This window comes from Mycobacterium sp. shizuoka-1 (assembly GCF_002723835.1).
Lineage (GTDB): Bacteria > Actinomycetota > Actinomycetes > Mycobacteriales > Mycobacteriaceae > Mycobacterium.
This window is the reverse complement of record NZ_BEWG01000024.1, coordinates 69,940-96,689: the sequence shown is the minus strand read 5'-3', so window position 1 is coordinate 96,689 and position 26,750 is coordinate 69,940. Positions and strand designations below refer to the sequence as shown.

At 67.7% G+C, this 26,750-nt stretch carries 27 protein-coding genes; 16 read left to right on the top strand and 11 right to left on the bottom strand.

The annotated features are described in order from the left end of the window. Positions 1-3 precede the first annotated feature (3 nt). From rpsK to infA, 4 genes are all read right to left on the bottom strand, one after another. Positions 4-423: a 30S ribosomal protein S11 gene (gene rpsK / locus MSZK_RS08390; RefSeq protein WP_099246758.1), complete on the bottom strand. Its 420-nt coding sequence runs from the start codon at positions 421-423 to the stop codon at positions 4-6. Between the two features lie 6 nt (positions 424-429). Beyond that, positions 430-807 (bottom strand): 30S ribosomal protein S13, encoded by a 378-nt coding sequence (gene rpsM, locus MSZK_RS08385; RefSeq protein WP_059016004.1) that lies wholly within the window; start codon positions 805-807, stop codon positions 430-432. A 158-nt stretch (positions 808-965) separates the two neighbouring features. Further along, positions 966-1,079, bottom strand: coding sequence for a 50S ribosomal protein L36 (gene rpmJ / locus MSZK_RS08380; RefSeq protein WP_003879483.1), 114 nt, complete (start codon positions 1,077-1,079; stop codon positions 966-968). Between the two features lie 64 nt (positions 1,080-1,143). Next, on the bottom strand, positions 1,144-1,365 hold the full coding sequence (infA, locus tag MSZK_RS08375; RefSeq protein WP_005140011.1) for a translation initiation factor IF-1: 222 nt from the start codon (positions 1,363-1,365) through the stop codon (positions 1,144-1,146). A 284-nt stretch (positions 1,366-1,649) separates the two neighbouring features. On the opposite strand from infA, the gene MSZK_RS08370 reads away from it, so the two are divergent. The 5 genes from MSZK_RS08370 to rfbB are packed head-to-tail and all read left to right on the top strand — an operon-like array spanning position 1,650 to position 7,640. Beyond that, positions 1,650-3,350, top strand: coding sequence for an FAD-dependent oxidoreductase (locus MSZK_RS08370; RefSeq protein ID WP_099246756.1), 1,701 nt, complete (start codon positions 1,650-1,652; stop codon positions 3,348-3,350). A 17-nt stretch (positions 3,351-3,367) separates the two neighbouring features. After that, positions 3,368-4,849 (top strand): ATP-binding protein, encoded by a 1,482-nt coding sequence (locus tag MSZK_RS08365; protein ID WP_099246754.1) that lies wholly within the window; start codon positions 3,368-3,370, stop codon positions 4,847-4,849. Between the two features lie 60 nt (positions 4,850-4,909). Continuing rightward, positions 4,910-5,761 carry an LLM class F420-dependent oxidoreductase gene (locus MSZK_RS08360; protein ID WP_099246752.1) on the top strand — a complete coding sequence of 284 codons (852 nt, stop codon included), beginning with the start codon at positions 4,910-4,912 and terminating at the stop codon, positions 5,759-5,761. Then, on the top strand, positions 5,758-6,615 hold the full coding sequence (locus tag MSZK_RS08355; protein WP_099246750.1) for an LLM class F420-dependent oxidoreductase: 858 nt from the start codon (positions 5,758-5,760) through the stop codon (positions 6,613-6,615). Before MSZK_RS08360 ends, MSZK_RS08355 begins: the two co-directional genes overlap by 4 nt. Before the next feature lie 29 nt (positions 6,616-6,644). Beyond that, positions 6,645-7,640: a dTDP-glucose 4,6-dehydratase gene (gene rfbB / locus MSZK_RS08350; RefSeq protein ID WP_099246748.1), complete on the top strand. Its 996-nt coding sequence runs from the start codon at positions 6,645-6,647 to the stop codon at positions 7,638-7,640. Between the two features lie 21 nt (positions 7,641-7,661). On the opposite strand, the gene MSZK_RS08345 is transcribed toward rfbB, so the two are convergent. Beyond that, positions 7,662-8,405: a hypothetical protein gene (locus MSZK_RS08345; RefSeq protein WP_099246746.1), complete on the bottom strand. Its 744-nt coding sequence runs from the start codon at positions 8,403-8,405 to the stop codon at positions 7,662-7,664. 284 nt (positions 8,406-8,689) lie between these two features. Between MSZK_RS08345 and MSZK_RS08335 the strand changes: the two genes are divergently transcribed. From MSZK_RS08335 to MSZK_RS08305, 7 genes are all read left to right on the top strand, one after another. Then, positions 8,690-8,779, top strand: a complete 90-nt coding sequence (locus tag MSZK_RS08335; RefSeq protein ID WP_099246742.1) for a K+-transporting ATPase subunit F — start codon at positions 8,690-8,692, stop codon at positions 8,777-8,779. Then, positions 8,780-10,450, top strand: coding sequence for a potassium-transporting ATPase subunit KdpA (gene kdpA, locus MSZK_RS08330; RefSeq protein WP_099246740.1), 1,671 nt, complete (start codon positions 8,780-8,782; stop codon positions 10,448-10,450). Between the two features lie 2 nt (positions 10,451-10,452). Further along, positions 10,453-12,603: a potassium-transporting ATPase subunit KdpB gene (kdpB, locus tag MSZK_RS08325; protein WP_099246738.1), complete on the top strand. Its 2,151-nt coding sequence runs from the start codon at positions 10,453-10,455 to the stop codon at positions 12,601-12,603. A 1-nt stretch (position 12,604) separates the two neighbouring features. Continuing rightward, positions 12,605-13,510, top strand: coding sequence for a potassium-transporting ATPase subunit C (locus MSZK_RS08320; RefSeq protein ID WP_099246736.1), 906 nt, complete (start codon positions 12,605-12,607; stop codon positions 13,508-13,510). A gap of 149 nt (positions 13,511-13,659) precedes the next feature. Continuing rightward, the gene (locus tag MSZK_RS08315) at positions 13,660-16,146 is read left to right on the top strand and encodes a sensor histidine kinase KdpD (protein WP_099246907.1); all 2,487 of its coding nucleotides are present in this window, start codon (positions 13,660-13,662) and stop codon (positions 16,144-16,146) included. After that, on the top strand, positions 16,147-16,833 hold the full coding sequence (locus tag MSZK_RS08310) for a response regulator (protein WP_099246734.1): 687 nt from the start codon (positions 16,147-16,149) through the stop codon (positions 16,831-16,833). It begins immediately after the preceding gene. Positions 16,834-16,908: 75 nt separating this feature from the next. Then, a complete protein-coding gene (locus MSZK_RS08305; RefSeq protein ID WP_099246732.1) occupies positions 16,909-17,100 on the top strand; it encodes a ferredoxin in 192 nt (63 codons plus the stop codon). Here MSZK_RS08305 and MSZK_RS08300 read toward each other — a convergent pair. After that, positions 17,093-17,773, bottom strand: coding sequence for a response regulator transcription factor (locus MSZK_RS08300; protein WP_099246730.1), 681 nt, complete (start codon positions 17,771-17,773; stop codon positions 17,093-17,095). The two genes, MSZK_RS08305 and MSZK_RS08300, sit on opposite strands and share 8 nt — an antisense overlap. Before the next feature lie 36 nt (positions 17,774-17,809). Here MSZK_RS08300 and MSZK_RS08295 point away from each other — a divergent pair, with 36 nt between their 5' ends. The 4 genes from MSZK_RS08295 to MSZK_RS08280 all read left to right on the top strand — a co-directional run bounded on the left by MSZK_RS08295 (position 17,810) and on the right by MSZK_RS08280 (position 22,357). Continuing rightward, complete coding sequence (locus MSZK_RS08295) at positions 17,810-19,099, top strand: sensor histidine kinase KdpD (RefSeq protein ID WP_233211176.1); 1,290 nt, start codon at positions 17,810-17,812, stop codon at positions 19,097-19,099. 127 nt (positions 19,100-19,226) lie between these two features. Then, the gene (locus tag MSZK_RS08290) at positions 19,227-20,501 is read left to right on the top strand and encodes a cytochrome P450 (RefSeq protein ID WP_099246726.1); all 1,275 of its coding nucleotides are present in this window, start codon (positions 19,227-19,229) and stop codon (positions 20,499-20,501) included. A 21-nt stretch (positions 20,502-20,522) separates the two neighbouring features. Further along, positions 20,523-21,629 carry an NDMA-dependent alcohol dehydrogenase gene (locus MSZK_RS08285; protein WP_099246724.1) on the top strand — a complete coding sequence of 369 codons (1,107 nt, stop codon included), beginning with the start codon at positions 20,523-20,525 and terminating at the stop codon, positions 21,627-21,629. Between the two features lie 233 nt (positions 21,630-21,862). After that, positions 21,863-22,357, top strand: coding sequence for a DUF4383 domain-containing protein (locus MSZK_RS08280; RefSeq protein WP_233211175.1), 495 nt, complete (start codon positions 21,863-21,865; stop codon positions 22,355-22,357). Between the two features lie 6 nt (positions 22,358-22,363). On the opposite strand, the gene MSZK_RS08275 is transcribed toward MSZK_RS08280, so the two are convergent. The 5 genes from MSZK_RS08275 to MSZK_RS08255 all read right to left on the bottom strand — a co-directional run bounded on the left by MSZK_RS08275 (position 22,364) and on the right by MSZK_RS08255 (position 26,658). Continuing rightward, positions 22,364-23,245, bottom strand: coding sequence for a Ppx/GppA phosphatase family protein (locus MSZK_RS08275; protein ID WP_233211184.1), 882 nt, complete (start codon positions 23,243-23,245; stop codon positions 22,364-22,366). 62 nt (positions 23,246-23,307) lie between these two features. Continuing rightward, positions 23,308-23,805, bottom strand: coding sequence for a DUF501 domain-containing protein (locus MSZK_RS08270; protein WP_099246720.1), 498 nt, complete (start codon positions 23,803-23,805; stop codon positions 23,308-23,310). Next, positions 23,798-24,466: a septum formation initiator family protein gene (locus tag MSZK_RS08265; RefSeq protein WP_099246718.1), complete on the bottom strand. Its 669-nt coding sequence runs from the start codon at positions 24,464-24,466 to the stop codon at positions 23,798-23,800. The genes MSZK_RS08270 and MSZK_RS08265 overlap by 8 nt, the downstream gene beginning before the upstream one ends. Before the next feature lie 14 nt (positions 24,467-24,480). Further along, the gene (gene eno, locus MSZK_RS08260; RefSeq protein ID WP_099246716.1) at positions 24,481-25,767 is read right to left on the bottom strand and encodes a phosphopyruvate hydratase; all 1,287 of its coding nucleotides are present in this window, start codon (positions 25,765-25,767) and stop codon (positions 24,481-24,483) included. A 159-nt stretch (positions 25,768-25,926) separates the two neighbouring features. After that, positions 25,927-26,658 carry a lytic transglycosylase domain-containing protein gene (locus MSZK_RS08255; protein ID WP_099246714.1) on the bottom strand — a complete coding sequence of 244 codons (732 nt, stop codon included), beginning with the start codon at positions 26,656-26,658 and terminating at the stop codon, positions 25,927-25,929. Positions 26,659-26,750 lie beyond the last annotated feature (92 nt).

The window sequence follows — 26,750 nt, the reverse complement described above, 5'->3', positions numbered from 1 at the left end:
TCCCTAGACCCGGCGCCGCTTGGGCGGACGGCAGCCGTTGTGCGGCTGCGGTGTGACGTCGGAAATCGCACCGACCTCCAGGCCGGCGGCCTGCAAGGAGCGGATCGCGGTCTCGCGGCCCGAACCCGGGCCCTTGACGAACACGTCGACCTTCTTGACGCCGTGCTCCTGAGCCTTGCGAGCGGCGTTCTCGGCAGCCAGCTGCGCGGCGAACGGGGTCGACTTGCGCGAGCCCTTGAAGCCGACGTGACCCGACGACGCCCAGGCGATGACGTTGCCCTGGGGATCGGTGATCGAGACGATCGTGTTGTTGAACGTGCTCTTGATGTGGGCGGCGCCGTGCGGGACGTTCTTCTTTTCCCGGCGACGGGTCTTCTGCCCCTTCTTGGGGCCGCCCTGCCCTGCCTTTTTTGCCTGTGCCACTTCGGGTTACCTGGCCTTCTTCTTGCCGGCGATGGTGCGCTTCGGGCCCTTGCGGGTACGCGCATTGGTCTTGGTCCGCTGGCCACGCACCGGCAGTCCGCGGCGGTGCCGCAGGCCCTGGTAGCAGCCGATCTCGATCTTGCGGCGGATGTCGGCCTGCACCTCGCGGCGCAGGTCACCCTCCACCTTGAGATCGTTGCCCTCGATGTAGTCGCGCAGCTGGGTCACCTGATCATCGGTGAGGTCCTTGCTGCGCAGATCCCGGTCGATGCCGGTCGCGGCCAGGATTTCCTGGGAGCGGGTACGGCCGATGCCGTAGATGTAGGTCAGCGCGATCTCCATGCGCTTGTCGCGCGGGAGATCAACGCCCATGAGACGTGCCATCAGGCAGTGATTCCTTCTTCTATGCGGAGGTCTGTTCCCAGTCCGTTCCCGACGGCGTCGGGGCCCGGCCTCCGATCCGGGCGTGGCTCACTGGCGAATCCAGTCAGTGGCACTGGGAGGTCTGCATTCAGTTGTGGGTACCGCTAGGGGCGTACTGCTCAGCCCTGGCGCTGCTTGTGGCGCGGATCAGAGCAGATCACCATGACCCGCCCATGCCGGCGGATCACCCTGCACTTGTCGCAGATCGGCTTGACGCTCGGGTTCACCTTCACGGCTGTTCGATCCTTCTAGTTCTGGAGTGGTTTATTCGGTTCGTGCTGGTTCGCGGTCGGGGCGTTACTTGTACCGGTACACAATGCGACCCCGGGTCAGGTCGTAGGGAGAGAGCTCCACCACCACCCGGTCCTCGGGAAGGATGCGGATGTAGTGCTGCCGCATCTTGCCGCTGATGTGAGCGAGCACCTTGTGTCCGTTCTCCAGCTCAATGCGAAACATCGCATTGGGCAGGGGCTCGACCACGCGGCCCTCGACCTCGATGGCACCGTCTTTCTTGGCCATAACCTCTCAGATCCTGCTTTCTGGGTTTGGGGCAGCATTCGCCCCGACTGCAAAACGTGAGCCGGAAGCAGGAAATTCCAGGAGTTCCAGGACAGGGCACGCAAGAGTCGGCGCGGATACCGCACCGCCGGTCCACGATACCCGCTCCGGCGCGCTACTCCAAAACCGTCGCGCAACCGTGCTGACCTCACCTTAGGGTCCGGGTCAGCCGGGTGCGACCAGATCGCCTAGCCCAGCAAGCCCACCCTAATAACGACTGGACAGCGGGCGCATACTGGACAGTGATGACTGGACCCGCCCCCCAGCCCCGCAAACCCGTCATTCTCACCGTGGACGACGACCCGGCCGTCTCGCGCGCTGTGGCCCGCGACCTTCGCCGCCATTACGGCGAGCGGTACCGCATCGTCCGCGCGGAATCCGGGCCGGACGCGCTGGAGACGATCAACGAACTCAAACTGCGCGGCGAGACCGTCGCGGTGTTCGTCGCCGACTACCGGATGCCGCAGATGAGCGGCATCCAATTCCTCGAAGAGGCGATGGACGTCTACCCGATGGCGCGGCGCGTCCTGCTGACCGCCTACGCCGACACCCACGCTGCGATCGACGCCATCAACGTCGTCGACCTCGACCATTACCTGCTCAAGCCGTGGGATCCGCCGGAGGAGAAGCTCTATCCGGTGATCGACGCCCTGCTGGAGGCCTGGCACGCCACCGGCGACCGGGCCATCCCGCACACCAAGGTGATCGGGCATCGGTGGAGTGAGCGGTCCTGGGAGGTCCGTCAGTTCCTGGCCCGCAACCTGCATTCGTTCCGGGCGTTCAACGCCGACGAGCCCAAAGGCAAGCAGCTGCTCGACGCGGGCGGACTGGACGGCTTCGCGCTGCCGGTGGTGATCAGCGAGCAGGGCCAGATCCTGGTCGACCCCACCGATGCCGAGCTGGCCGCGATGCTGGGCCTGTCGACCACCCCGTCGCTGGAGATGTACGACCTCGCCGTCATCGGCGGCGGGCCGGCCGGGCTGGCGGCCGCCGTCTACGGCGCCTCCGAAGGGCTCAAGACGGTCCTGATCGAGGAGACGACCACCGGCGGCCAGGCCGGACGCAGCTCCCGGATCGAGAACTACCTCGGCTTCCCCACCGGCGTCTCCGGGGCGGAGCTGACCACGTCGGCGCGCCGGCAGGCCGAGCGGTTCGGCGCCGAGGTCATCACCACCCGTAAAGCGGTCCGGCTGTCGGCCGGCGAGGCGGGGACCGCCCGCACCATCGAGTTCTCCGACGGCGACAGCATCGCGGCCCGGGCGGTCATCCTGGCCACCGGCGTCGACTACCGGCAGCTGCGGGTCACCGGATGCTGGGACAACCCCGACGACCCGGCCTGCAACTACGTGGGACGCGGCGTCTACTACGGGGCCTCGGTGTCCGACGCCTCCGAATGCCGCGGCGAGGACGTCTACATCGTGGGCGGCGCCAACTCGGCCGGCCAGGCCGCCATGTTCATGTCCCGCGAGGCGCGCTCGGTGACCATGCTGGTGCGCGGGCCGTCACTGGAAGCGTCGATGTCGCACTACCTGATCCAGCAGATCGAGAAGAACGACACGATCACCGTGCGCACCTGCACCGAAGTGGTCGACACCCTCGGCGAGGACGATCACCTGACCGGACTGGTGCTGGAGAACCGGCAGACCGGCGAGCGGGAAACCGTCCAGGCGAGCCGGATGTGCTGCTTCATCGGCGCCGAACCGCGCACCGACTGGCTCAAAGAGGTCGTCGCCGTCGACGACCATGGCTTCGTCCTGGCCGGACCGGACCTGCTCAACGTGGCCGGCTGGAGTCTGGACCGCCCGCCGCACCACCTGGAAACAAGTGTGCCCGGTGTCTTTGTTGCAGGAGACGTGCGCGCCGAGTCAGCCAAACGGGTGGCGGCCGCCGTCGGCGAAGGGTCGATGGCGGTGATGTTGGTGCACCGCTACTTGGCCGAGGCGTAACCAGCAAGGAGAAGACGATGGGTGAGAAATGCCTGCCCAACGAACTGCGGACCCTGTTCCTGTTCGAGAAGCTCTCGGACGAGCAGTTGCAGACGTTGTGCGAGAACGGGCACATCTGCGTCTTCGAGTCCGGGCCGGTGTGCACCGAGGGTGAGCCGGCGACCTGCTTCTACGTGCTGCTCGAGGGCGAATTGGTGATGACCAAACGCTCCGGTGGGGTGGACGTCGAGACCAACCGCACCTCGCAACGCGGGGTGTACTGCGGAGCCTGGTCGGCCTACATCCCCGATGAGGAGCAGCTCTATCAGGCATCGGTGCGGGTGACCAAGCCGTCGCGGTTCTTCGTGCTCGACGCCGACGCGTTCGCGCAGTTCATGAGGACCGAGTTCCCGATGGCCGTCCATCTGCTCGAAGGCCATATGGTCGGCGGGCGGCGTCAGAGCCAGATCATCGGTCAGCGGCAGAAGCTGCTGGCGCTCGGCACCATCACCGCCGGGCTGACCCACCAGCTGAACAACCCCGCGGCGGCCACCGCGCGGGCCGTGGCCGATCTGCGCGAGGGCGTCGGCAAGATGCGCTACAAGCTCGCGATGCTGGCCGACGGCAAGTTCACCCCCGAAGCGCTGCGCGTCCTGGTACGCATCCAGGACGAAGTCGCCGAGATGGTCGCCAAATCGAAGGCCCAGGAACTGTCGGCGCTGGAGACCTCCGACCGCGAGGATCAGGTCGGCGACTGGTTGGACGACCACGGCATCGCCGGAGCCTGGGATTACGCCCCGACCTTCGTCGAAGCCGGTCTGGACGTCGATTGGCTGGAACGCGTCGAGGCGTCGATCGACTCCGTCGACTGCTCGGCGACCCTGCAGAGCGCCATCGGCTGGCTGAAGTACACCATCGACACCGAGCTGCGGATGAACGAGATCGCCGACGCCAGCGAGCGCATCTCGGGTCTGCTCGCCGGAGCCAAGAAGTACTCCCAGATGGACCGGGCCGAATACCAGGTCGCCAACGTCCACGAGTTGCTGCACAGCACGCTGAAGACGCTCTTCGGTGACAAGATCGGCCCCGACAAGCCCATCAAACTGGTCAAGGAATGGGACAAGACCATTCCCGAGATTGCCTGTTACCCAGGCGGTTTGAACGAGGTTTGGGACGTCATCATCAACAACGCGATCCAGGCGATGAAGGGCCGCGGCACTCTGACGATCCGGACCGCGCGCCAGGGTGACGACATGATCCGAGTGGAGATCTGTGACGACGGCCCGGGCATCCCCGACGAGATCATCGATCGGATCTTCACCGCGTTCTTCACCACCAAGCCGTTCGGCGAGGGTGACGGCCTCGGCCTGGACCTCGCGCGGCGGATCATCGTCGAGAAGCATCAGGGCGACATCCGGGTCGAGTCGCAACCCGGCAACACCCGGTTCACCATCCTGTTGCCGCTGGTGGCGTCCGCACCGATCGCGGCGACGCCGGTGGAACTCGCCGCGGCGGAATAGCCGAGCGCCGATCGCGGGTTGTCGCAAGCATCAGCCGCCCCGGGCCCGAGGAGATGTGCCATGACCGACAAACCTGATCTGGGCCGGTTCGGCTCCTTCGGCCGCGGAGTCACCCCGCAGCAGGCCGCAGAAATCGAATCGCTCGGCTACGGCGCGGTGTGGGTAGGTGGCTCACCACCGGCCGAGTTGGATTGGGTGGAGCCCATTTTGGCCAACACCACGACGTTGAAGGTGGCCACCGGCATCGTCAACATCTGGACCGCCGACGCCGGCCCGGTGGCCGAGTCATTCCACCGCATCGAGACGGCCTACCCCGGCCGGTTCTTGCTCGGTATCGGTGTCGGTCATCCCGAAGCCCACCAGCAATACCAGAAGCCGATCGACGCGCTGCGCAGCTACCTCGACAGACTCGACGAGTACGGGGTGCCCGCCCACCGACGGGTTGTCGCCGCGCTCGGGCCGCAGGTACTCAAGCTCTCGGCCGCCCGCAGCGCCGGCGCACACCCGTACCTGACCACACCGGAACACACCGCCGAGGCGCGCCGCCTGATCGGCCCCGAGGCATTCCTGGCGCCCGAACACAAGGTGGTGCTGACCACCGATCCCGACCGAGCCCGCCAGGTCGGCAGGAAAGCGCTGGAGATCTACCTGGATCTGCAGAACTACCTGAACAGTTGGAAGCGGCTGGGTTTCACCGACTCCGACGTCGCCAAGCCCGGCAGTGACCGGCTGGTCGACGCGGTGGTGGCCTACGGCACGCCTGAGGCGATCGCGGCGCGGGTGACCGAACACCTCGACGCCGGGGCGGACCACGTACCTGTCCAGGTCCTCACCTCGTCTGACAAGCTGGTGGATGCGCTGGCCGCATTGGCCGGTCCGTTGGGACTCACCCACTCCGAGAGGAACCCGTGACCAATCCGTCGCTGCTCAAACCCGATCTCGGCCGCTACGGGGTGTGGACCGGCGGTGCGGTCACACCGGAACAGGCCGCCGAGATCGAGAAGCTCGGCTACGGCGCGGTGTGGGTCGGCGGGTCGCCGGCCGCCGATCTGGCGTTCGTCGAGCCGATCCTCGCCCAGACCGAGAACCTGACCGTCGCCACCGGCATCGTGAACATCTGGAGCGCGCCGGCCGACGAGGTCGCCGAGTCCTACCACCGCATCGAAAACGCTTATCCAGGAAGGTTTCTGCTCGGCGTCGGCGTCGGTCACCCCGAGCACACGCAGGAGTACACCAAGCCCTACGAGGCACTGGTGACCTATCTCGACAAGCTCGACGACCTGCACGTGCCGACCAGCCGCCGGGTGATCGCTGCGCTCGGCCCGAAGGTGCTGCACCTGGCCGCGCAGCGCAGTGCCGGGGCGCATCCGTACCTGACCACGCCCGAGCACACCGGAAAAGCGCGCAACGAAGTGGGCCCGACTGTGTTCCTGGCCCCCGAGCACAAGGTGGTGCTGACGACCGACACCGACGCGGCCCGGGCACTCGGCCGCGACAGCGTCGGCTTCTATCTGGGGTTGAGCAACTACGTCAACAACTGGAAGCGGCTGGGCTTCACCGACGCCGATGTCGAGCCGCCGGGCAGCGACAAACTGATCGACGGGGTGGTCGCCCACGGCACCGCCGAGGCGGTCGCCGCGCGCCTGGCCGAACACCTCGACGTCGGCGCCGACCACGTGGCGATCCAGGTGCTCGGCGGCTGGGACCGACTGCTGCCGACATTGACCGAACTGGCCGGGCCGCTGGGGCTGACCGCCGCCGGGTGATCGCGCGGGGTGCCGGTTAGGGTGGCACCATGCGGCTGTTGGTGACGGGTGGTGCCGGGTTCATCGGCGCCAACTTCGTCCACAGCACCGTGCGGGAACGGCCCGCGGTCTCGGTGACCGTACTGGACGCGCTCACCTACGCCGGGAGCCGTGAATCGTTGCGTCCCGTCGCCGACCACATCCGGCTGGTCGAGGGCGACGTGACCGACGAGCCGCTGGTGGACCGGCTGGTCGCGGAGTCCGACGCCGTCGTACATTTCGCCGCCGAAACCCACGTCGACAACGGGCTGGCCGCGCCCGCGGTGTTCGTCCGCAGCAACGTCGTCGGCACGTTCACGGTGCTGGAAGCCGTTCGCCGGCACGGCGTGCGGCTGCATCACATCTCCACCGACGAGGTGTACGGCGACCTGCCACTGGACGGCGGCGAACGCTTCACCGCCGCCACCCCGCTGAACCCGTCCAGCCCGTATTCGGCGACCAAGGCGTCGGCCGATCTGCTGGTCCGGGCCTGGGTGCGGTCCTACGGCCTGCGCGCGACGATCTCCAACTGCTCCAACAACTACGGGCCCTACCAGCACATCGAGAAGTTCATCCCGCGCCAGATCACCAACATCCTCACCGGCCGCCGGCCCAAGCTCTACGGCGTCGGCGCCAACGTGCGCGACTGGATCCACGTCGAGGACCACAACAGCGCGGTCTGGCGGATCCTGGAGGGCGGGATGGCGGGCTCCACCTACCTGATCGGCGCGGACGGCGAACGCGACAACCTGTCGGTGTTGCGGCTCATCCTGCAGCTGATGGGCCGGGACGCCGACGACTTCGACCATGTCCCCGACCGGGTCGGGCACGACTTGCGCTATGCGATCGACCCGAGCGCGCTGTGCGCCGAACTCGGCTGGGCTCCCAAGCACACCGACCTGGCCGAGGGCCTGGCCGCCACCATCGACTGGTACCGCGACAACGAGTGGTGGTGGGGTCCAATCAAGGAGCGCGTCGAGGCGACCTACGCCGAACGCGGTCAGTGACAACATTTTTCGAGAACACAATCACGCCGACAACACGATGACCGGACGCGGGAACCGCAGTGCGGCACATGCATCGTCGAGCGATTCGTCGATCTGCTCGGCGAGGTCGCGCCGGACGATGCCCCCGCAAGCAGGCCGAGATTCAGTGCCGAGACCGAAGTCACCGACGCCCAGTATGAGCCTGGTCAACACCACGTTGTGCCGATGACGGATCCGCTTCATCTGCGCGATCAGGTCGCTGATCGATGCACCCACAGCACCGAAGTCACCCGTGGTGCAGCCGATCTCGCAGACCAGACCGATCAGCGTCGTGCAGCGCCGGCCGATCACCGCCTCCGCCGCGACGTCGCAGCCACCCATCGGCGCACCAACAGCTCTGCGCAACATCACATTCTGCGGGCGCTTGCGGGGTAACGAGCTGACCTGTCCGGGATCGCTGAGCACCAGCCGGCCCACTCCCGCGGCGCTGGCCCGGCGGAGATCGGCGAGGTCCAGCCGATCGGCGTGCACGGTCATCAGCAGCGGGTGGATGCCGACGGAGATCGCAGCATGCAACTCGGCAATCGTGCGCACGTCGATGGCCAGCCGACGCTCGCGCAACCAGCGGGCCACCTGGACATCGCGCACGACCGCCGCCGGGAAGGACACTTCCGCGGCCGGTGCGCACGAATCCTGGTAGCCGATCATCCGTCGGATCTCCGGGTGCTCGATCCGCTGACGCGCCGCACCCCGGACCAGTGACCGAAAATTCGTCGACAGCGTCACCGCACACCTTCTTCACCCACGTCGTGGCCTCGTAGCGACATCCCCGCGCCCTTTACGACGCTGCCTGCCCAAGCCTCGACATGGCTGGCGATCGCGTGTGGGCTCGCTGAATTCGGCGGTGAAGGCCGTCAAAACGACCCGGCGCGGCGTAAAGAAACCGTCAACGACGGCGGCGGCGGGCGCCCAGCGCCTTAGCGTCGCCGCATGAGTGTCGTTGTGTTCCTCCTGCTGACGGTGGCGATCTTCGCCCTGCTCGGCCTGGTGCAGAAGTTGGTCGAACGACTGTGAGCTACGAGAACATCGTCGGTCTCGTCTTGGCCGTGCTGCTGGCCCTGTTCATTGCTGCCGCACTGCTGTTTCCGGAAAGGTTCTAAGTGACCACCACATCGGCGGGGATCGTGTTCCTCGTACTGCTCATCGCCGCACTGGCGGTCGTGCACGTACCGCTGGGTGACTACATGTACCGGGTCTACTCGTCGGAACGGGACAACCGTGTCGAGCGGGTCATCTACCGCGTGATCGGCGCCGACCCGCGCTCCGAGCAGACCTGGGGCGCCTACGCCCGCAGCGTGCTGGCCTTCTCGGCAATCAGCATCCTGGTCCTGTTCGTTCTCCAGTTGGTGCAGGGCAAGCTGCCACTGCACCTCAACGATCCGGCCACTCCGATGACACCGGCGCTGGCCTGGAACACTGCGGTCAGCTTCGTCACGAACACCAACTGGCAGGCCTACTCCGGCGAGTCCACGCAGGGTCACCTGGTGCAGATGGCCGGCCTGGCCGTGCAGAACTTCGTCTCCGCCGCGGTCGGCATGGCCGTCGCGATCGCATTGGTGCGCGGGTTCGCCCGCCGCAACGCCACCGAACTCGGCAACTTCTGGGTCGACCTGGTGCGCGGCACCCTGCGCATCCTGCTGCCGATCTCGGTCGTCGCGGCGATCGTGCTGATCACCGGCGGCGCGATCCAGAACTTCCACCTGCATGACCAGGTCGTCAACACCCTGGCCGGTGTCCAGCAGACCATCACCGGCGGCCCGGTGGCCAGCCAGGAGGCCATCAAGGAGCTGGGCACCAACGGCGGTGGGTTCTACAACGCCAACTCGGCGCATCCGTTCGAGAACCCCACCACCTGGACCAACTGGGTGGAGATCTTTCTGCTGCTGGTGATCAGCTTCTCGCTGCCGCGCACCTTCGGTCGCATGGTGGAGAGCCGCAAGCAGGGTTACGCGATCGCCGCCGTGATGAGCTTGCTCGCCCTCATCAGCGTGACCCTGATGCTGCAGTTCCAGCTGCAGGCGCACGGCACCGTGCCCACGGCTGTCGGGTCGGCGATGGAGGGCGTCGAACAGCGCTTCGGTGTGGCCAACTCGGCGGTCTTCGCCGACGCGACCACCCTGACGTCGACCGGCGCAGTGGACTCGTTCCACGACTCCTACACCAGCCTTGGCGGCATGATGACCCTGTTCAACATGCAGCTCGGCGAGGTCGCGCCGGGCGGCACCGGATCAGGCCTGTACGGCATGCTCATCCTCGCGGTGATCACCGTCTTCATCGCCGGCCTGATGGTCGGCCGAACCCCGGAATATCTGGGCAAAAAGATCACTCCCCGCGAAATAAAGTTGGCGGCAAGCTATTTCCTGGTCACCCCGCTCCTCGTGCTGACGGGTACTGCCTTCGCGATGGCCATGCCGGGGCAGCGCGCGGCCATGCTCAACACCGGACCCCATGGACTGTCCGAGGTGCTCTACGCGTTCACCTCGGCAGCCAACAACAACGGCTCGGCATTCGCGGGCATCAGTGTCAACACCGAGTGGTACAACACCGCGCTCGGCTTGGCCATGGTGTTCGGCCGATTCCTGCCGATCGTGCTGGTGCTCGCCCTGGCCGGAGCCCTGGCCAAGCAGGGTCATACCCCCGAGTCGATCGGGACCCTGCCCACCCATCGGCCCCAGTTCGTCGGCATGGTCGCCGGCGTGGCGCTCATCCTGGTGGCCCTCACCTTCCTGCCCATGCTCGCGCTTGGACCTCTCGCCGAAGGAATTCACTGACCATGACTGTCACCGCAGTCGAAGCCCGCCACGGGAACGCGGGCACAAAGAAACAAGTTCGGGGCGGACTGCTCGATCCCACGATGCTGTGGAAGTCCCTGCCCGATGCGCTGCGCAAGCTCGACCCGCGCACGCTGTGGCGCAACCCGGTCATGTTCATCGTCGAAATCGGTGCCGTCTGGAGCACCATCCTGGCGATCCTGAACCCCAGCTGGTTCGGCTGGCTGATCGTGTTCTGGCTCTGGCTGACCGCGGTGTTCGCCAACCTCGCCGAGGCCGTCGCCGAAGGCCGCGGCAAAGCCCAGGCCGAGTCGCTGCGAAAGACCAAGGCCGACACCATGGCTCGCCGGCTGACCGGATGGTCGCCCGGGACACCGGGCAGTGAGGAGGAGGTCGCTGCCCCGCTGCTGCGCCAAGGCGACATCGTTGTGGTCGAGGCCGGCCAGGTCATCCCCGGCGACGGCGATGTGCTCGAAGGCATTGCGTCGGTAGATGAGTCGGCGATCACCGGCGAGTCGGCACCCGTCATCCGGGAGTCCGGCGGTGACCGATCAGCGGTCACCGGCGGCACCACCGTGCTCTCCGATCGCATCGTCGTGAAGATCACCCAGAAGCCCGGCGAGAGCTTCATCGACCGGATGATCGCCCTTGTCGAGGGCGCCAACCGGCAGAAGACACCCAACGAGATCGCGCTGAACATCCTGCTGGCCGCACTGACGATCATCTTCATCTTCGCCGTCGCAACGCTGCAGCCGTTGGCCATTTTCGCCAAGGCCAACAACCCCGGTGTGCCGGACTCGCTGTCGCTCACCGGCGACGGCGTCTCGGGCATCGTCATGGTCTCGCTGCTGGTCTGCCTGATCCCGACGACCATCGGCGCACTGTTGTCGGCCATCGGTATCGCCGGCATGGATCGGCTGGTACAGCGCAACGTGCTGGCGATGTCCGGCCGTGCCGTCGAAGCCGCCGGTGACGTCAACACGCTGCTGTTGGACAAGACCGGCACCATCACCCTGGGCAACCGGCAGGCGTCGGATTTCATCCCGCTGACCGGGGTGACCCCCGAGCAGCTCGCCGATGCCGCGCAGCTGTCCAGCCTGGCCGACGAAACCCCCGAGGGGCGTTCGATTGTGGTGTTCGCCAAGGAGAAGTTCGGCCTGCGGGCCCGCACACCGGGTGAACTCGTCCACGCGCGGTGGGTGGAATTCTCGGCTGCCACAAGGATGTCCGGCGTCGACCTGGACGACGGGCACCTGCTCCGCAAGGGTGCGGCCAGTACGGTCGCGCAGTGGGTGCGCGACCAGGGCGGTACCGTGCCGACGCAACTCGGCGACATCGTCGACGGGGTCTCCGCCGGAGGCGGCACCCCACTGGTGGTCGGCCAGGTCGTCCAAGAGTCCGGGGCTGGCACCGCCTCAGTTCTCGGCGTCATCCACCTCAAGGACGTCGTCAAACAGGGCATGCGGGAACGGTTCGACGAGATGCGCAAGATGGGCATCCGCACGGTGATGATCACCGGCGACAACCCGTTGACCGCCAAGGCCATTGCCGACGAGGCCGGGGTGGACGACTTCCTCGCCGAGGCCACCCCCGAGGACAAGCTCGCCCTGATCAAGCAGGAGCAGGCCGGCGGCAAGCTGGTCGCGATGACCGGTGACGGCACCAACGACGCACCCGCTCTGGCGCAAGCCGACGTGGGCGTGGCGATGAACACCGGCACCTCGGCGGCCAAAGAGGCCGGGAACATGGTCGACCTGGATTCGGACCCGACGAAACTCATCGAGATAGTCGAGATCGGCAAGCAGCTGTTGATCACCCGCGGTGCGCTCACCACATTCTCGATCGCCAACGACATCGCCAAGTACTTCGCCATCATCCCGGCGATGTTCGTAGCCCTGTTCCCCGGGCTGGACCTGCTGAACATCATGCGGCTGCACAGCCCGCAGTCGGCGATCCTGTCCGCGGTCATCTTCAATGCGCTCGTCATCATCGCGCTGATTCCGTTGTCGCTGCGGGGTGTTCGCTACACCCCCAGCAGCGCATCGAAACTGCTGAGCCGCAACCTCTACCTGTACGGTCTCGGCGGGATCATCGCCCCGTTCATCGGGATCAAGGTCATCGACCTCGTCGTTCAATTCTTGCCAGGGATGTGACATGAGTTTCTCCGGTCTCCTACGTCAACACTGGGCCGCGCTGCGGGCGCTGCTGGTGCTCACCGTCATCGTCGGGATCGGCTACCCGCTGTTCATCTGGCTGGTAGCCCAGATTCCCGGCCTCAAGGACAAAGCCGACGGTTCGATCCTCGAGGTGAACGGAAAGCCTGTGGGCTCCAGCCTGATCGGGCAGCTGTTCACCGACGACAAAGGCAATGCACTGCCGCAGTATTTTCAGAGCCGGCCCTCGGCCGCCGGCGCCGGCTACGACCCGCTTTCCACCGGCGCGTCGAACCTGGGCCCGGAGAGCATCGTCGACACCCCCGCCGATCCGTCGCTGCCCGAGGATGACAACGGGTACAAGGCCAGCCTGCTGACCCTGGTGTGCTCGCGCAGCAAGGCCGTTGGTGACCTCGAGGGCGTCGACGGCAAGCGCCCGTTCTGCACCGGCGACGGCGTAGGCGCGGTGCTGTCGGTCATCGGTCCCCGTGACGCCGGCGGCAACGTCGTGAACCCGACCAAGGTTGTCAGCGTCAACGAGCCGTGCCAGACCACCGCGCGTCCGTTCCTGGCCACCTACGAGGGTGTGCGGGTGGAATGCGCCAGGTTCGGCGAGGATTACTCGATCGGCCAGATCGTGCCGATCAAGGGCGCCGCAGCCGATCCGGCGGTTCCCGCCGACGCGGTGACCGCCAGCGGCAGCGGGCTGGATCCGAACATCTCCCCTGCCTACGCCGATCTGCAGATCGCCAGGGTCGCCAAGACCCGCGGCGTCAGCGCCGATCAGGTTCGGGCCCTGGTCGCGGAGCACTCCGACGGTCGCACACTTGGTGTGTTCGGTGAACCGCGTGTCAACGTCCTCGAGCTCAACATTGCGCTGGACCAGAAGTTCCCGATGAAGAGCTGATCCGAGCGGTGGATCGATCTGCGAATAATAGAGGCGTGGACTCCCTCCAACCCCCACGCGTGACGTCCGGCGGCGAACCGCCGCCGGACGCCGCATCCGAGAGTGACGCGCAGCCCGCCCCCAAAGGCCACAAGCCCAAACGAGGCGAGCTGCGCATCTACCTCGGCGCAGCTCCCGGGGTGGGCAAGACCTTCGCCATGCTCGGCGAGGCGCACCGGCGGATCGAACGCGGAACCGACCTGGTGGCGGCCGTCGTCGAGACCCACGGCCGCAAGAAGACCGCCGAACTTTTGGCAGGCATCGAGATCATCCCGCCGCGCCACATCGATTACCGCGGCAGCCGATTCCCCGAGCTCGACGTGCCTGCCGTGCTGGCCCGCTCGCCGCAGGTCGTCCTCGTCGACGAACTCGCCCACACCAACACGCCAGGCAGCAAGAATCCCAAACGCTGGCAGGACATCGAAGAACTGCTCGACGCCGGGATCTCCGTGATCTCCACGGTCAACGTCCAGCACCTGGAAAGCCTCAACGATGTCGTCGCACAGATCACCGGCATCGAGCAGCAGGAGACCGTGCCGGACGAGATCGTCCGCAGCGCGTCACAGATCGAGTTGGTGGATATCACACCCGAGGCCTTGCGCCGCAGGCTTTCTCATGGCAACGTCTACGCGCCCGAGAAGGTCGACGCCGCCCTGTCGAACTACTTCCGGCGCGGCAACCTGACCGCACTACGAGAGCTGGCGCTGCTGTGGCTGGCCGATCAGGTCGACGCCGCCCTGGCCAAATATCGCGCCGACAACAAGATCACCGCGACCTGGGAGGCACGCGAACGCGTCGTCGTGGCCGTCACCGGTGGATCGGAGTCGGAGACGTTGGTGCGCAGGGCGTCCCGGATCGCCTCCAAGTCCAGCGCCGAGCTGATGATCGTGCACGTGGCGCGCGGGGACGGATTGTCGGGGGTGAGTGCCCCGCAGATGGGCAAGGTCCGCGAGCTGGCCGCCAGCCTGGGCGCCACCGTGCACACCGTCGTCGGCGACGACGTGGGAAAGTCGTTGCTGGACTTCGCCCGTGAGATGAACGCGACCCAGCTGGTGATCGGCACGTCGCGGCGGTCGCGGTGGGCCCGCATCTTCGACGAGGGCATCGGCGCGGCGATCGTCCAGGATTCCGGCAAGATCGACGTCCACATGGTCACCCACGAAGAGTCCAAACGCGGATTCTCGGTGCGCTCGGCGTCGCCGCGTGAGCGCCGGGTGATCTCCTGGCTCGCCGCCGTCATCGTGCCCTCGGTCATCTGCGCGGTGACTGCGTTGTTCCTCGACAAGTACCTGACCATCGGCGGTGAAAGCGCCGTTTTCGTCGTCGGCGTGCTGATCGTGGCACTGCTTGGCGGGGTCGCACCGGCAGTTCTGTCTGCCATGCTGTCGGGTCTGCTGCTCAACTATTTCCTGACCGAGCCGCGCTATACGTTCACCATCGCCGAACCCGACGCCGCGGTCACCGAGCTGGTCCTGTTGATGCTGGCGGTCGCGGTCGCCGTATTGGTCGACCGCGCGGCAAGCCGGCAGCGCGAGGCCCGGCACGCCTCCCAGGAAGCCGAGCTGCTGACCCTGTTCGCCGGATCGGTGTTGCGCGGCGCGGATCTGGAGACCCTGTTGGAACGGGTGCGCGAAACCTATTCGCAGCGCGCGGTCAGTATGCTGCGGGTGCGTGGCGAGGATGAGCAGATCATCGCATGCGTGGGCCAGGATCCGTGCGTCACCGTCGAATCCTCCGACACCGCAATCGAAGTCGGAGACGACGAATTCTGGATGCTGATGTCCGGACGCAGCCTGCCCGCCCGGGACCGCCGGGTGCTGACCGCCGTCGCCAAACAAGCCGCCGGGCTGGTGCGCCAGCGGGAACTGGCGGCCGAAGCCAGCAAGGCCGAAGCCATCGAGAAGGCCGACGAACTGCGCCGCTCCCTGCTGTCGGCGGTCAGCCATGACCTGCGCACCCCACTGGCCGGGGCCAAGGCCGCGGTGTCGAGCCTGCGCGCCGACGACATCGACTTCTCCGCGGAGGACACCGCCGAACTGCTTGCCACCGTGGAGGAATCGGTCGACCAGCTGACCGCGCTGGTGGACAACCTGCTGGACTCCTCGCGGCTGGCGGCCGGGGTGGTGCGCCCCGAACTCAAGCGCGTCTACCTCGAGGAGGCGGTGCAGCGGGCACTGCTGTCCATCGGCCGCGGATCGACCGGGTTCGCCGCCTCCGGCTTGGACCGGGTGAAAGTCGACGTCGGCGACGCGGTCGCACTGGCCGACGCCGGGCTGCTGGAGCGGGTGCTGGCCAACCTGATCGACAACGCCCTGCGCTACGCCCCAGACAGCACGGTGCGGGTCAACGCCGCCCAGGTGGGCACGCGGATGTTGATCAACGTCGTCGACGAGGGGCCTGGCGTGCCCCGCGGCACCGAGGAGCAGCTCTTCGAGCCGTTCCAGCGCCTCGGTGACCGCAACAACAAACACGGTGTCGGACTGGGCCTTTCAGTGGCGAAGGGGTTTGTCGAGGCGATGGGCGGGACGATCTCGGCCACCGACACCCCCGGCGGTGGACTGACCGTGATCGTCGATCTGGCTGCGGAGGGCCGGTGAGTGAGCAAGGTCAAGGTGCTGGTGATCGACGACGAGCCGCAGATCCTGCGGGCGTTACGGATCAATCTGAGCGTGCGCGGCTACGAGGTGATCACCGCCGCGACCGGAGCAGGAGCGTTGAAGGCGGCCGCCGAACACCGGCCTGACGTGATCGTGCTCGACCTCGGGCTGCCCGACATGGACGGTATCGAGGTGCTCGGCGGGTTGCGCGGCTGGCTGACCGCGCCGGTGATCGTGTTGTCGGCCCGCACCGACTCCGCCGAGAAGGTCGACGCACTCGACGCGGGCGCCGACGACTACGTGACCAAACCGTTCGGGATGGACGAATTCCTGGCCCGGCTGCGCGCCGCGGTGCGCCGCGGTGCAGCGGCGTCGGAGACCGACGAGCCGGTGGTCGAAACCGATTCGTTCACCGTTGATCTGGCCGCCAAGAAGGTGATCAAGAACGGCGCCGAGGTCCACCTCACCCCCACCGAGTGGGGCATGCTCGAGATGCTGGTGCGCAACCGCGGCAAGCTGGTGGGCCGCGAGGAGTTGCTCAAAGAGGTGTGGGGCCCGGCCTACGCCAAGGAGACCCACTATCTGCGGGTGTACCTGGCGCAGCTGCGCCGCAAGCTCGAAGACGACCCCTCACATCCGCGTCATCTGCTCACCGAGGCCGGGATGGGCTACCGCTTCGAGCAGTGAGCGCTGGCCCGGGCAGGCCAACATCTGGCGCGAACGGCCCGCCGCACGGCCGCGACAGCGGCGAATACTGGCGCCATGCACATCACCGTCGACTACGCCCTGTGTGAGGGCCACGGGCAGTGCCTGATGGCCGCACCGGAACTGTTCGACCTGCCCGACGGCGCCACACAGGTGGTGGTGTCCGACACCGATCCACCCGAATCCGAACGCGAGCGGGCGATCCGGGCCGCCGCGATGTGTCCGGCACTGGCGATCACGGTCAGCTGAGCCGGTCGGCCTCAGCAAGGTCGTCGAGTAGGCGGTAGCGGCCCGCCATGGCCGCCGCGGCGATCCGGTTGGTGACGCCCAGCTTGTGCAGCAGCGCTGCGACCATCCGCTTGGCGGTGCGCTCCGAGACCAGCATCCGGGCCGCGATGTCGGTGGTCTCCATGCCGGTCGCGAGCAACGTCCACAGCCGCAGATCCTGGTCGGACAGACCGGCCAGCAGCGCCGACGGCGGCCTGCGGGTACTGCTGAGCAGCGCGTCGAGCAGCGTCCGGTCCACCACGCACAGGCCTTCGGCGATCGTCCACAGTGGGCCGGCCAGCGCTTCGGGCCGTGCCGTCTTGGGCAAAAACCCGTCGGCACCGGCCCGCAGTGCCTCCTCGGCCAGCCCTCGGTCGTCGGTGCCGGACAGAGCCAGGATGCGGGTCGTGGGGTGGCGGGCCTTGACGTGCTGGATCGCGGCCACCCCACCCAGCGGCGGCATGGTCAGATCGATGATCGCGACGTCGGCCGCACACGCGGCGACCAGATCGGCCGCCTCTTCGACATACGTCGTCTGGCCTCCGACGGTGAACAACTCGCCCCATTCGCGGGTGAGCAGCAGGGCCAGCCCCTGGGCGAACAGCTCGTGGTCGTCGACGATGACCACCACGATCTTGGCTCCCCCGGCTTTCATTGCCGCGATGGTAGCGCCAACCTTATGGTCAGCCGGGTGAGACCGCTCGATCGTCTGACCGAAACCGACGACGGCTACGCACTGGCCCGGATCGTGGTCGCGGTGCGCACCGCGATCGTGGTGTCCATCGGTGTCGTCCTGCTCGTCGGTCCCGCCTGGGCCCGCCAGCACGCTCCTGCGACGTTCGCGGTCCTGGGCGCCGCACTGCTGTACGCCGCCATATTGCTGGCCAACGCCCAGTTGGAAGTGCGGCGCACCCGCTACTCGGTGCTGATCACGATGCTGGATGCCGGCTTCACCCTCGCGGTGGTGGCGCTCACCGGCGGTGCGTACAGCCCGGTGGTGGCGGTACCGGTCGCGGTCATCGTGGCCTCGGCGGCACGGCTGTCGTTCGCCGAGGCGCTGGCCGCGGCCGTGCTGTTCAGCGCGGCGTTCATCCCGATCGCGCTGACCACGTCGCCCACGACGCCGTTCACCATCGCCCCGGCGGTGCAGACCGGCTGGTGGGCGTTCTTCGTGGTCTGCATCGCGATCATCACCGCGGGCCTGGCGGCGCTGGCCGAACGCGAGCACCGGTCGCGGGTCCGCGCGCTGGTGGAGGCCGAGGCCGAACACGCCGCCGCCGAGGAGGAGCGCGACCTGCGAGCCCGGTTGCTGCGCGCCTATCAGTCCCAGCAGGACGGGCTGCAGGTCCTGGTGCACGAGTTCCGCACCCCGATTGCCTCGCTCGAAGCGTTGATGAGCGCCCTGACCGCCGGAGCGCCGATGTCGCCGGCGGACCGCGAGACCAGCCTGCGGCTGGCCGACCGGCACGTGCACCATCTCGCCGACATGATCGAGGCGCTCTCCGACGTCGCCCTGAGCAGACGGCCCACCTTCTCCTCGGGCCGGGTCCGGCGCGTCGACGTCGCCGACATCGTCACCGCAGCCGCCGATGCGGTCGGCCTGACCCCGCCACGGCTGCGCCTGAGCGTGACCGGGGATCTCGGCGCGGTCGTACTCAACGCGCAGGGACTGCGCCGAGTGCTGACCAATCTGCTGGAGAACGCCTCCCGGCACGGCCGCGACGCTCCGGTAGACGTGGCCTGCCACCGCGACGGTGACGATTTGGTGATCGCGGTGCTCGACCGCGGGCCGGGCATCCCCACCGAGAGCCTCGGCGAACTCACCGCCAAATACGTCAGCGCCGGCGGTCAGCGGGGCACCGCCGGGCTCGGCCTGTGGATCGTGCAGCAGATCGTCGAGGCGATGGGCGGCCGCGTCGATTTCACCGCCCGCGACGGCGGCGGCCTGGTCGCGACGGTGCGGACGCCGGTCGGAACCTGACGCTGGCCCGCGCAGGCCACCGATTGGCACGCGCGCCGGTCCCGCCCGGGCGACCCGCTGGCGACCATGGGTCCACGCCGACGTGACGTGAACCACACCAGCGCGCGGCAGCCACGAGAGGACGCCGATGACCGCCCCCACCACCGCGCCCACCCACGGCGACATCGACCTGAGTGCCCGGTCGTTCTGGACCCAGCACCCCGACGAGCGCGATCAGGCGTTCGCCGTGCTGCGCAAACAGAACCCGGTGCCGTGGAGCCGGCCTGCTGAATCCGACCTGTTGCCCCCGGAATTGAACACCAAAGGCTTCTGGTCGCTGACCACGCAGGAGGACATCCGGATGGCCAGCCGCCATCCGGAGATCTTCTCCTCGGCGGCGGGCATCACGATGGAGGACTTCGCTCCCGAGGCGATCGAGGTCGCCCAGTCCTTCATCGCCATGGACGCCCCCCGGCACGCCCAGTTGCGCGGCATCACCATGGAAGCGTTCAAGCCGAAGAACATGCGCAGGCTGGAGGGCTGGATCCGGGGCCACGCACGGGATCTGGTCACCGAGATGTCCCACCTCGGCGAGGGCGACTTCGTCGAACTGGTCTCCGTCAAGCTGCCCGCGCGAATCTTCGGAAGCTTCTTCGGCCTGCCGCCCGGCGAGATCTGCGACAAGGCGACCGACGCCGCCCAGCGCCTGCTGGGCTGGACGGACCCGCGGATCCGGGGCGACCAGGGCGAATTGGAACTCTTCATGGGTGCCGTGATGGACCTGCACGCGGTCGCTGCCGAGCTCATCCCCCAGCGCCGGACCAACCCCGGCGACGATCTGCTGACCTGGATGGTGCAGGCCGAGTTCGACGGCAAGAAGATGACCGACGAGGAGCTCAAGGCGTTCTTCGTCCTGCTGGCCGTCGCCTCCAACGACACCACCCGGCACGCCTCGGCGCAGGCCATCTACACGTTCTCCCGGTTCCCCGAACAGAAAGCGCTCCTCATCGAGGACGTCGACGGGCGGATCGACACCGCGGTCGAGGAGGTGCTGCGGTGGTCGTCGCCGTTGCTGCACATGCGGCGCACCGCAACCCAGGACGTCACCGTGCGCGGCTCGGAGATCAAGGCCGGCGACAAGGTGGTGTTGTGGTACATCTCGGGCAACCGCGACGAGACGGTGTTCACCGATCCGTTCACCTTCGACATCACGCGTAACCCCAACCCGCACATCGCCTTCGGTGGCGGTGGGCCGCACTTCTGCCTTGGTGCGGCACTGGCCAGGACCATGCTGCGCTCGTTGCTGACCGAGGTCTACACCCGCATCCCGGACATCTGCGCACCGCAGCCCGAATTCCAGATCGCCAACTTCATCAACGGCATCAACAGCCTGCCCGCGACCTGGACACCCGAGAAGCACTGAACCGCAAGGAGATCAGCAGAGATGAAGACAAAGGCCGCAGTGTTGTGGGGTCTGCACCAGAAGTGGGAGGTCGAGGAGGTCGATCTCGACGGGCCCAAACAGGACGAGGTCCTGGTCAAGCTGACCGCCAGCGGGCTGTGCCATTCCGACGACCACCTCGTCACCGGCGACATGCCGATGCAGCTGCCGGTGGTCGGCGGGCATGAGGGGGCCGGGGTGGTGGTCGAGGTCGGCCCCGGCGTCACGGATGTCGCCGAAGGCGATCCGGTGGTGCTCAGCTTCATACCGGCCTGCGGACGCTGTGAGCCCTGCGCTCGCGGGATGAGCAACCTGTGCGTGTTGGGTGCCGCGATCATCGCCGGCCCACAGCTGGACGGCACGTTCCGTTTCCACGCCAAAGGCCAAGGCCTGGGCCAGATGTGCGTGCTGGGAACGTTCTCGGAATACACCGTGGTGCCGACCTCGTCGGTGGTCAAGGTGGATCCGACAGTCGCGCTGGACACCGCCGCGCTGGTCGGCTGCGGCGTCACCACCGGGTACGGCTCCGCCGTTCGCACCGGCGAGACCCGTGACGGCGACGTGGTGGTGGTCATGGGGGTCGGCGGGATCGGCATCAACGCGATCCAGGGCGCACGGATCGCCGGCGCCCGCACGATCGTGGCGCTCGACCCGGTCGAGTACAAGCGCACCCGGTCCCGTGAGTTCGGAGCCACCCACACCGCCGCCACCGTCGAGGAGGCCCAAGCACTGATCGCCGAGGTCACCCGCGGTGCGATGGCCGATGTGTGCGTGATCAGCACCGACATCGCCGAGGGCCGCTACGTGGCCGAGGGCCTGAGCCTGGTCGGCAAGCGCGGCCGGGTCGTCATGACGGCGATCCCGCACCCGACCGACACCAGCGTCGACATGTCCTTGTTCGACCTGACCCTGTACGAAAAGCAGGTCCGCGGATCGCTTTTCGGCTCGTCGAGTCCCCGCCGCGACATACCGCGGCTGCTCGAGCTGCACCGCGCCGGAGCGCTCAAACTCGACGAGCTGGTCACCCGCGAGTATTCGCTCGAGGAGATCAATCAGGGCTACGCCGACATGCATGCCGGAGTGAACCTGCGTGGGCTGATCCGGTTCTGACCAGCCCCTTCACCTGCGGGCCGCCGATGGCTATTGTGAGGTGGGTCACAGCTAAGGAGATGTCTGCCATGACCGTTTTCCACGCCAAACACACCGGTGGCTGCTCGTGTCGCTGCAATGCCTGCGACGGGGGCCATCACTGCCACAACATCGGTAGCGGCTGCAAGGTGAAGATCTAGCGGAGCTCCGCCACGCCGGATTGATCGCCGGTATTGACGGGTATGCCAGCGCCCATGGAGATTGCCCACCCTGGCAGGCTCCGGCGACCCCAGGTTGGCCTGCTGGCGGTACAGGGAGCCGCGGTCCTGGTGGCCGCGGCGTTCCTGGCGGTCGCGATCGCCGGGTTCATCCCCGGGCTGACCAGCCGCCTCGACCAGCTGCACTGGTTCGGCCATCAATCCCGGGCCGAACTGTTCGGGATGTTCGCGGTCTCGGTGGTGCACAACCTCTGGCATCTGGCTTTCGGGGTCACCGGCCTGCTGCTGGCGAGCACCTTTGCCCGCGCCCGGGCCTATCTCATCGGCGGCGGCCTGATCTATCTGGGGCTGTGGGTGTACGGGTTGCTCATCGACCTGGGCGGTCCGCGAAACGTGCTGCCGCTCAACAACGCCGACAACTGGTTGCACTTCTCGGTCGGCCTGGTGATGGTCCTTCTGGGTGTCACACTGGCCGGCAGCCGGATCCCCACCGGAGCCGACGGGGAGCCGTTGATCCCCCCGGAGGACTGAGCGGGCTCACGCGATCGACAGCGCAATCCCATCCAGGATGTCGTGCTCGCTGACCACCAACGCGTCGATGCCGGCGCGCTGTCCGAGCGCGTAGGCCAGTTCCTCGACGACGATCGAACCCCCGCCGATGACGTCGACGCGACCCTCGTGCATGGGCCCGAGCGCGGCGCGCTGCTTGCGGGTCATCCCGACCAGCTGATCGCAGACGGCGAGCAGATCGGTGAAACCCACCCTGGACAGGTGGATCGCGTCGGGATCGTAGGTGGTCATTCCCGCGGCCAGTGCGGCCAGCGTGGTGAAGGTCCCCGCCACCCCCACCCAGGTCTTGGCCTGGTCGACCGGGACCACCCGCAGCGCCTCACCCAGCCGCTCGCGCACCACATCGCGGGCAGCGGCCACCTCGGCGGCCGTTGGCGGATCCGAATGCAGACAACGCTCGGTGAGCCGTACACAGCCGATATCGGCCGAGAAGCTGGCCTGGACACCACCGCTGTCGCCGACGACCACCTCGGTCGAGCCACCGCCGAGGTCGACGACCACGAACGGGGCTGCGGCACTGTCCAATTCACCCACGGCGCCGTTGAACGACAACTCGGCCTCCTCCTGGCCGCTGATCACCTCGGCGATCGCGCCCGGGACGGCCGGGTCGAGCACCTCGGCGGTCATCGCGAAAAACACGTCGCGGTTGGACGCGTCACGGGTTGCCGACGTCGCCACCATGCGGACCTTGCCCACCTCGAAACGCTGCAGCAGCGCGGCATAGTCGGCCAGCGCCGCCCGGGTCCGGGCCAGCGCGTCGGGCGCGAACTGCCCGGTGGCGTCGACACCTTGGCCCAGCCGCACGATGCGCATCTCCCGATGGACATCGTGCAGGCGCCCGGCCACCATGTCGGCGATCAACAGCCGGATCGAGTTCGTGCCACAGTCGATGGCCGCCACCCGGTTGGTCTCTACGTTGATGCCCACTCCCCCTTGTCCAGAATTCCGGCCATCTCCGGTTCGGCGGCCAGCACGGCCAGCGCCTCGTCGCCAAATGGGTTGACGCCGGGGCCTTTCGCCAGCGAATGGGCGATCAGCACGTGCAGACATTTGATCCGGTCCGGCATGCCACCGCCGGAGAACGTCGTACCGAGCGGCTCGATCGCATCCCGTTCGGCCAGGTAGGACTCGTGGGCCCGACGGTAGTCGGCGGCCAGCTCCGAATCCTGCTGCAGGCGTTCGCTCATCCGCCGCATCAGCCCGTCGGACTCCAGCCTGCTGGCAGCCGCGGTCAGCACCGGATGGGTCAGGTAGTACAACGTCGGGAACGGCGTGCCGTCGGGCAGCCGCGGGGCGGTTTTGACCACGGCGGGTTCACCGTTGGGGCAGCGGTAAGCGATCTCCAGTACGCCGCGCGGCTCCCGGCCCAACTGCCGCGCCACCGCGTCGAGATCGGCGGGATCAACCACCGGGCGCCGGCGGGGGTGCGACGGGCTCCGGCGGGGGTGGCAGCGCCGGCTGGGCGGGATCGTCGGCGGGCGCCGCGGGCGGCGGACCGTGCGGGGTGTCGGCGATGGTGTGCCACAGCGCGGTGTACCACGGATCCGTGCTGCGCGCGGGCGCGGTCTGCGGGCCGGTATCGGGCGCGGCGGCCGCTCCCGGCGGCAGTTGCACCTGGTAGGGGATGTCGCCCGGCATCACGAAACCCAGCCGCTCGCGCGCCTGCGCGGCGATGTAGACCGGATCACCGAGCTTGGCCTTCTGTGACTCGAGGTCGGCGATCTGCTTGCGCAGCGCCGCCTCGGTGGCGGCCAGCTGCTTCATCTCGGTGCGCTGGGCGAAGTAGGTGCGCACCGGTCCGGCGATCGTCAGCGTGAGCACACAGACCAGCGCGGCCAGGATGGCCGCGCGGCGCGCGGTGAAGCCGAGCCGCTGCTCGCTCTGCTGCTCCACCGAGGCCGCGATCGCCCGGCGGATCGGTTCGGTGACATTGACCGGCTCCGCCGCCGCGCGCGCCTCGGCGGGCCGCGGTTTGGCCACCGGTGCCGCCCGCGAGCGGATCCGACCCGACGCCCCCGGCCGGGAGGCCGGTGAGCGCCGCTTCGGGTCGGGCCGCTTGCTTTCTGCCACAGTCGCTGTGCGGCCTATTCGCCGATCACGAAGCGCGGGAACGCCAGGTCACCCGCGTAGCGGGCGGCGTCGCCGAGCGTCTCTTCGATCCGCAGCAGCTGGTTGTATTTGGCGACCCGCTCGCTGCGGGCCGGCGCCCCGGTCTTGATCTGGCCGCTGCCGACCGCGACGGCCAGATCGGCGATGGTGGTGTCCTCGGTCTCGCCGCTGCGGTGGCTCATCATCGTGCGGTAGCCGCTGTTGTGCGCCAGCGCGACCGCGTCCAGCGTCTCGGTCAGCGTGCCGATCTGGTTGACCTTCACCAGAAGTGCGTTGGCCGCTCCGCGCTCGATGCCCTCCTCGAGGCGCTCGGGGTTGGTGACGAACAGGTCGTCGCCGACGATCTGCACCCGGTCGCCGATCGCGGTGGTCACTTCCACCCAGCCGTCCCAGTCGTCCTCGGACAGCGGGTCTTCGATCGACACCAGTGGGTAGGAATCCAACAGCTCGGCGTAGAACTGGCCCATCTGCTCGGCGGTACGGGTCGCCTTTTCGAATGCGTAACCCGTTCCCGCGGTGTAGAACTCGGTGGCGGCGACGTCGAGGGCAAGTGCCACGTCGCTGCCCAGCTTGAGGCCGGCGCCCTCGATGGCCGAGCCGATCAGATCCAGTGCCGCCTTGGTGCCGGGCAGGTCGGGGGCGAAACCACCTTCGTCACCCAGGCCGGTGGACAGGCCCTGCTTCTTGAGCACCGACTTCAGCGAGTGGTAGACCTCGGCGCCCCAGCGCAGCGCTTCCTTGAAGCTCGGCGCCCCGATCGGGGCGATCATGAATTCCTGGACGTCGACGCCGGTGTCGGCGTGCGCGCCGCCGTTGATGATGTTCATCATCGGCACCGGCAGGATGTGGGCGTTCGGCCCACCCAGGTACCGGAACAGGGGCAGAGCGGCCGAATCCGCCGCCGCCTTGGCCACCGCGAGGGAGACGCCGAGGATGGCGTTGGCACCCAGCCGCGACTTGTCGGGGGTGCCGTCGAGGTCGAGCAGGGCCTGGTCGACCAGGCGCTGATCGTCGGCGGACAGCCCGATGACCGCGGGGGCGATCTCGTCGAGCACGGCCTCGACCGCCTTCTGGACGCCCTTGCCGCCGTAGCGGGCGCCGCCGTCACGCAACTCGACCGCTTCGTGCTCGCCGGTCGACGCACCCGAGGGCACCGCAGCACGGGCGAAGGTGCCGTCGATCAGGGCCACCTCGACCTCGACGGTCGGGTTGCCGCGGGAGTCGAGAATCTCGCGGGCCGCGACCTGCTCGATGATGGGCACTTGGCATTCTCCTTAGCGTCGTGACGTGCGAGCGTCGTGATGCGCGGCGAACGTGCTCGTCGCGCACTGGGCCGGTCACCCGATGACCGCTGTAAGCCTAGATGGTCACCAGCGCGAAAGCGCTCCTAGATGCCGAGTCGCGAGCCGCCGGCAGTCCGCTCACAGAGCATGGCCCTGGGCGTAGGCCGTCGCCCAGTCGCGCACCGTGCGGGCGTACTGGTCGGAGTGGTTGTAGGCGTGCAGGGCGTTCATCCAGCCGCGGGGCGAGGCCAGGTCTTTGCCGCGGAAGCACAGGTAACCCGCGGCCGACAGGGCCGCGTCGTCGAAGTTGTCCGGGCTGATCAGGCCGTCGTTGTTGGCGTCGACGCCATAGAGCCGCCAGGTCTCGGGGATGAACTGCATGGGGCCCATCGCCCGGGCGTAGACCGGCTGCTCGCCGTCGAGCGTCTGTTCGCTGTCGATGATCTCGAGGTTGCCGTTGGTGCCATCGAGGTGCACCCCGCGGATCGGCGGGCTCACATCCCCGTTGGGGGCGATGACCGCGCCGCGATAGGTGCCGTGGTGGCTTTCGACCATGCCGATCCCGGCCAGCGTCGTCCAGGCGAGATGACAGTCCGGGTTCTCCACCTCGGCGACCCGGGCCGCGTAGGCGTAGGCCTCCAGCGCGTTGATCGGGATGCCGAGCTGGGGCGCCCGTTGCGCCGCCCAGTCATGGAGCTGGTCGGCGGGCCTGCCCTTGGCGTGGGTGTCGATCGCGGGCACCGGGTCGCCCGGCGGTGGCGGCACACCATCGGGAATCGGAGTGCCGAGCTGCCAGGAGCAGCTCGAAGCGAGCAGCATTGCCGTCGCCGCAATGACGGCGACTGCACGCAGCCAACGCGTTGACGACACTGCACTCCTCGAACCCGGTCAATCGGATTTCATCGTCCCATGGGTTCGGTGTCATTAGTCCTCACCGTCGGGGCCAACAGTCGGTAATTTCG

What these genes read in the sequence shown, in the direction of transcription:
- MSZK_RS08305 (WP_099246732.1), top strand. Translation starts at nt 16,909, where the DNA reads ATGCACATCACCGTCGACTACGCCCTGTGTGAGGGCCACGGGCAGTGC.
- infA (WP_005140011.1), bottom strand. Translation starts at nt 1,365, where the DNA reads ATGGCCAAGAAAGACGGTGCCATCGAGGTCGAGGGCCGCGTGGTCGAG.
- MSZK_RS08275 (WP_233211184.1), bottom strand. Translation starts at nt 23,245, where the DNA reads ATGGTGGCCGGGCGCCTGCACGATGTCCATCGGGAGATGCGCATCGTG.
- MSZK_RS08285 (WP_099246724.1), top strand. Translation starts at nt 20,523, where the DNA reads ATGAAGACAAAGGCCGCAGTGTTGTGGGGTCTGCACCAGAAGTGGGAG.
- MSZK_RS08320 (WP_099246736.1), top strand. Translation starts at nt 12,605, where the DNA reads ATGAGTTTCTCCGGTCTCCTACGTCAACACTGGGCCGCGCTGCGGGCG.
- kdpB (WP_099246738.1), top strand. Translation starts at nt 10,453, where the DNA reads ATGACTGTCACCGCAGTCGAAGCCCGCCACGGGAACGCGGGCACAAAG.
- MSZK_RS08370 (WP_099246756.1), top strand. Translation starts at nt 1,650, where the DNA reads ATGACTGGACCCGCCCCCCAGCCCCGCAAACCCGTCATTCTCACCGTG.
- rfbB (WP_099246748.1), top strand. Translation starts at nt 6,645, where the DNA reads ATGCGGCTGTTGGTGACGGGTGGTGCCGGGTTCATCGGCGCCAACTTC.
- MSZK_RS08360 (WP_099246752.1), top strand. Translation starts at nt 4,910, where the DNA reads ATGACCGACAAACCTGATCTGGGCCGGTTCGGCTCCTTCGGCCGCGGA.
- MSZK_RS08365 (WP_099246754.1), top strand. Translation starts at nt 3,368, where the DNA reads ATGGGTGAGAAATGCCTGCCCAACGAACTGCGGACCCTGTTCCTGTTC.
- MSZK_RS08290 (WP_099246726.1), top strand. Translation starts at nt 19,227, where the DNA reads ATGACCGCCCCCACCACCGCGCCCACCCACGGCGACATCGACCTGAGT.
- MSZK_RS08300 (WP_099246730.1), bottom strand. Translation starts at nt 17,773, where the DNA reads ATGAAAGCCGGGGGAGCCAAGATCGTGGTGGTCATCGTCGACGACCAC.
- MSZK_RS08280 (WP_233211175.1), top strand. Translation starts at nt 21,863, where the DNA reads ATGGAGATTGCCCACCCTGGCAGGCTCCGGCGACCCCAGGTTGGCCTG.
- rpsM (WP_059016004.1), bottom strand. Translation starts at nt 807, where the DNA reads ATGGCACGTCTCATGGGCGTTGATCTCCCGCGCGACAAGCGCATGGAG.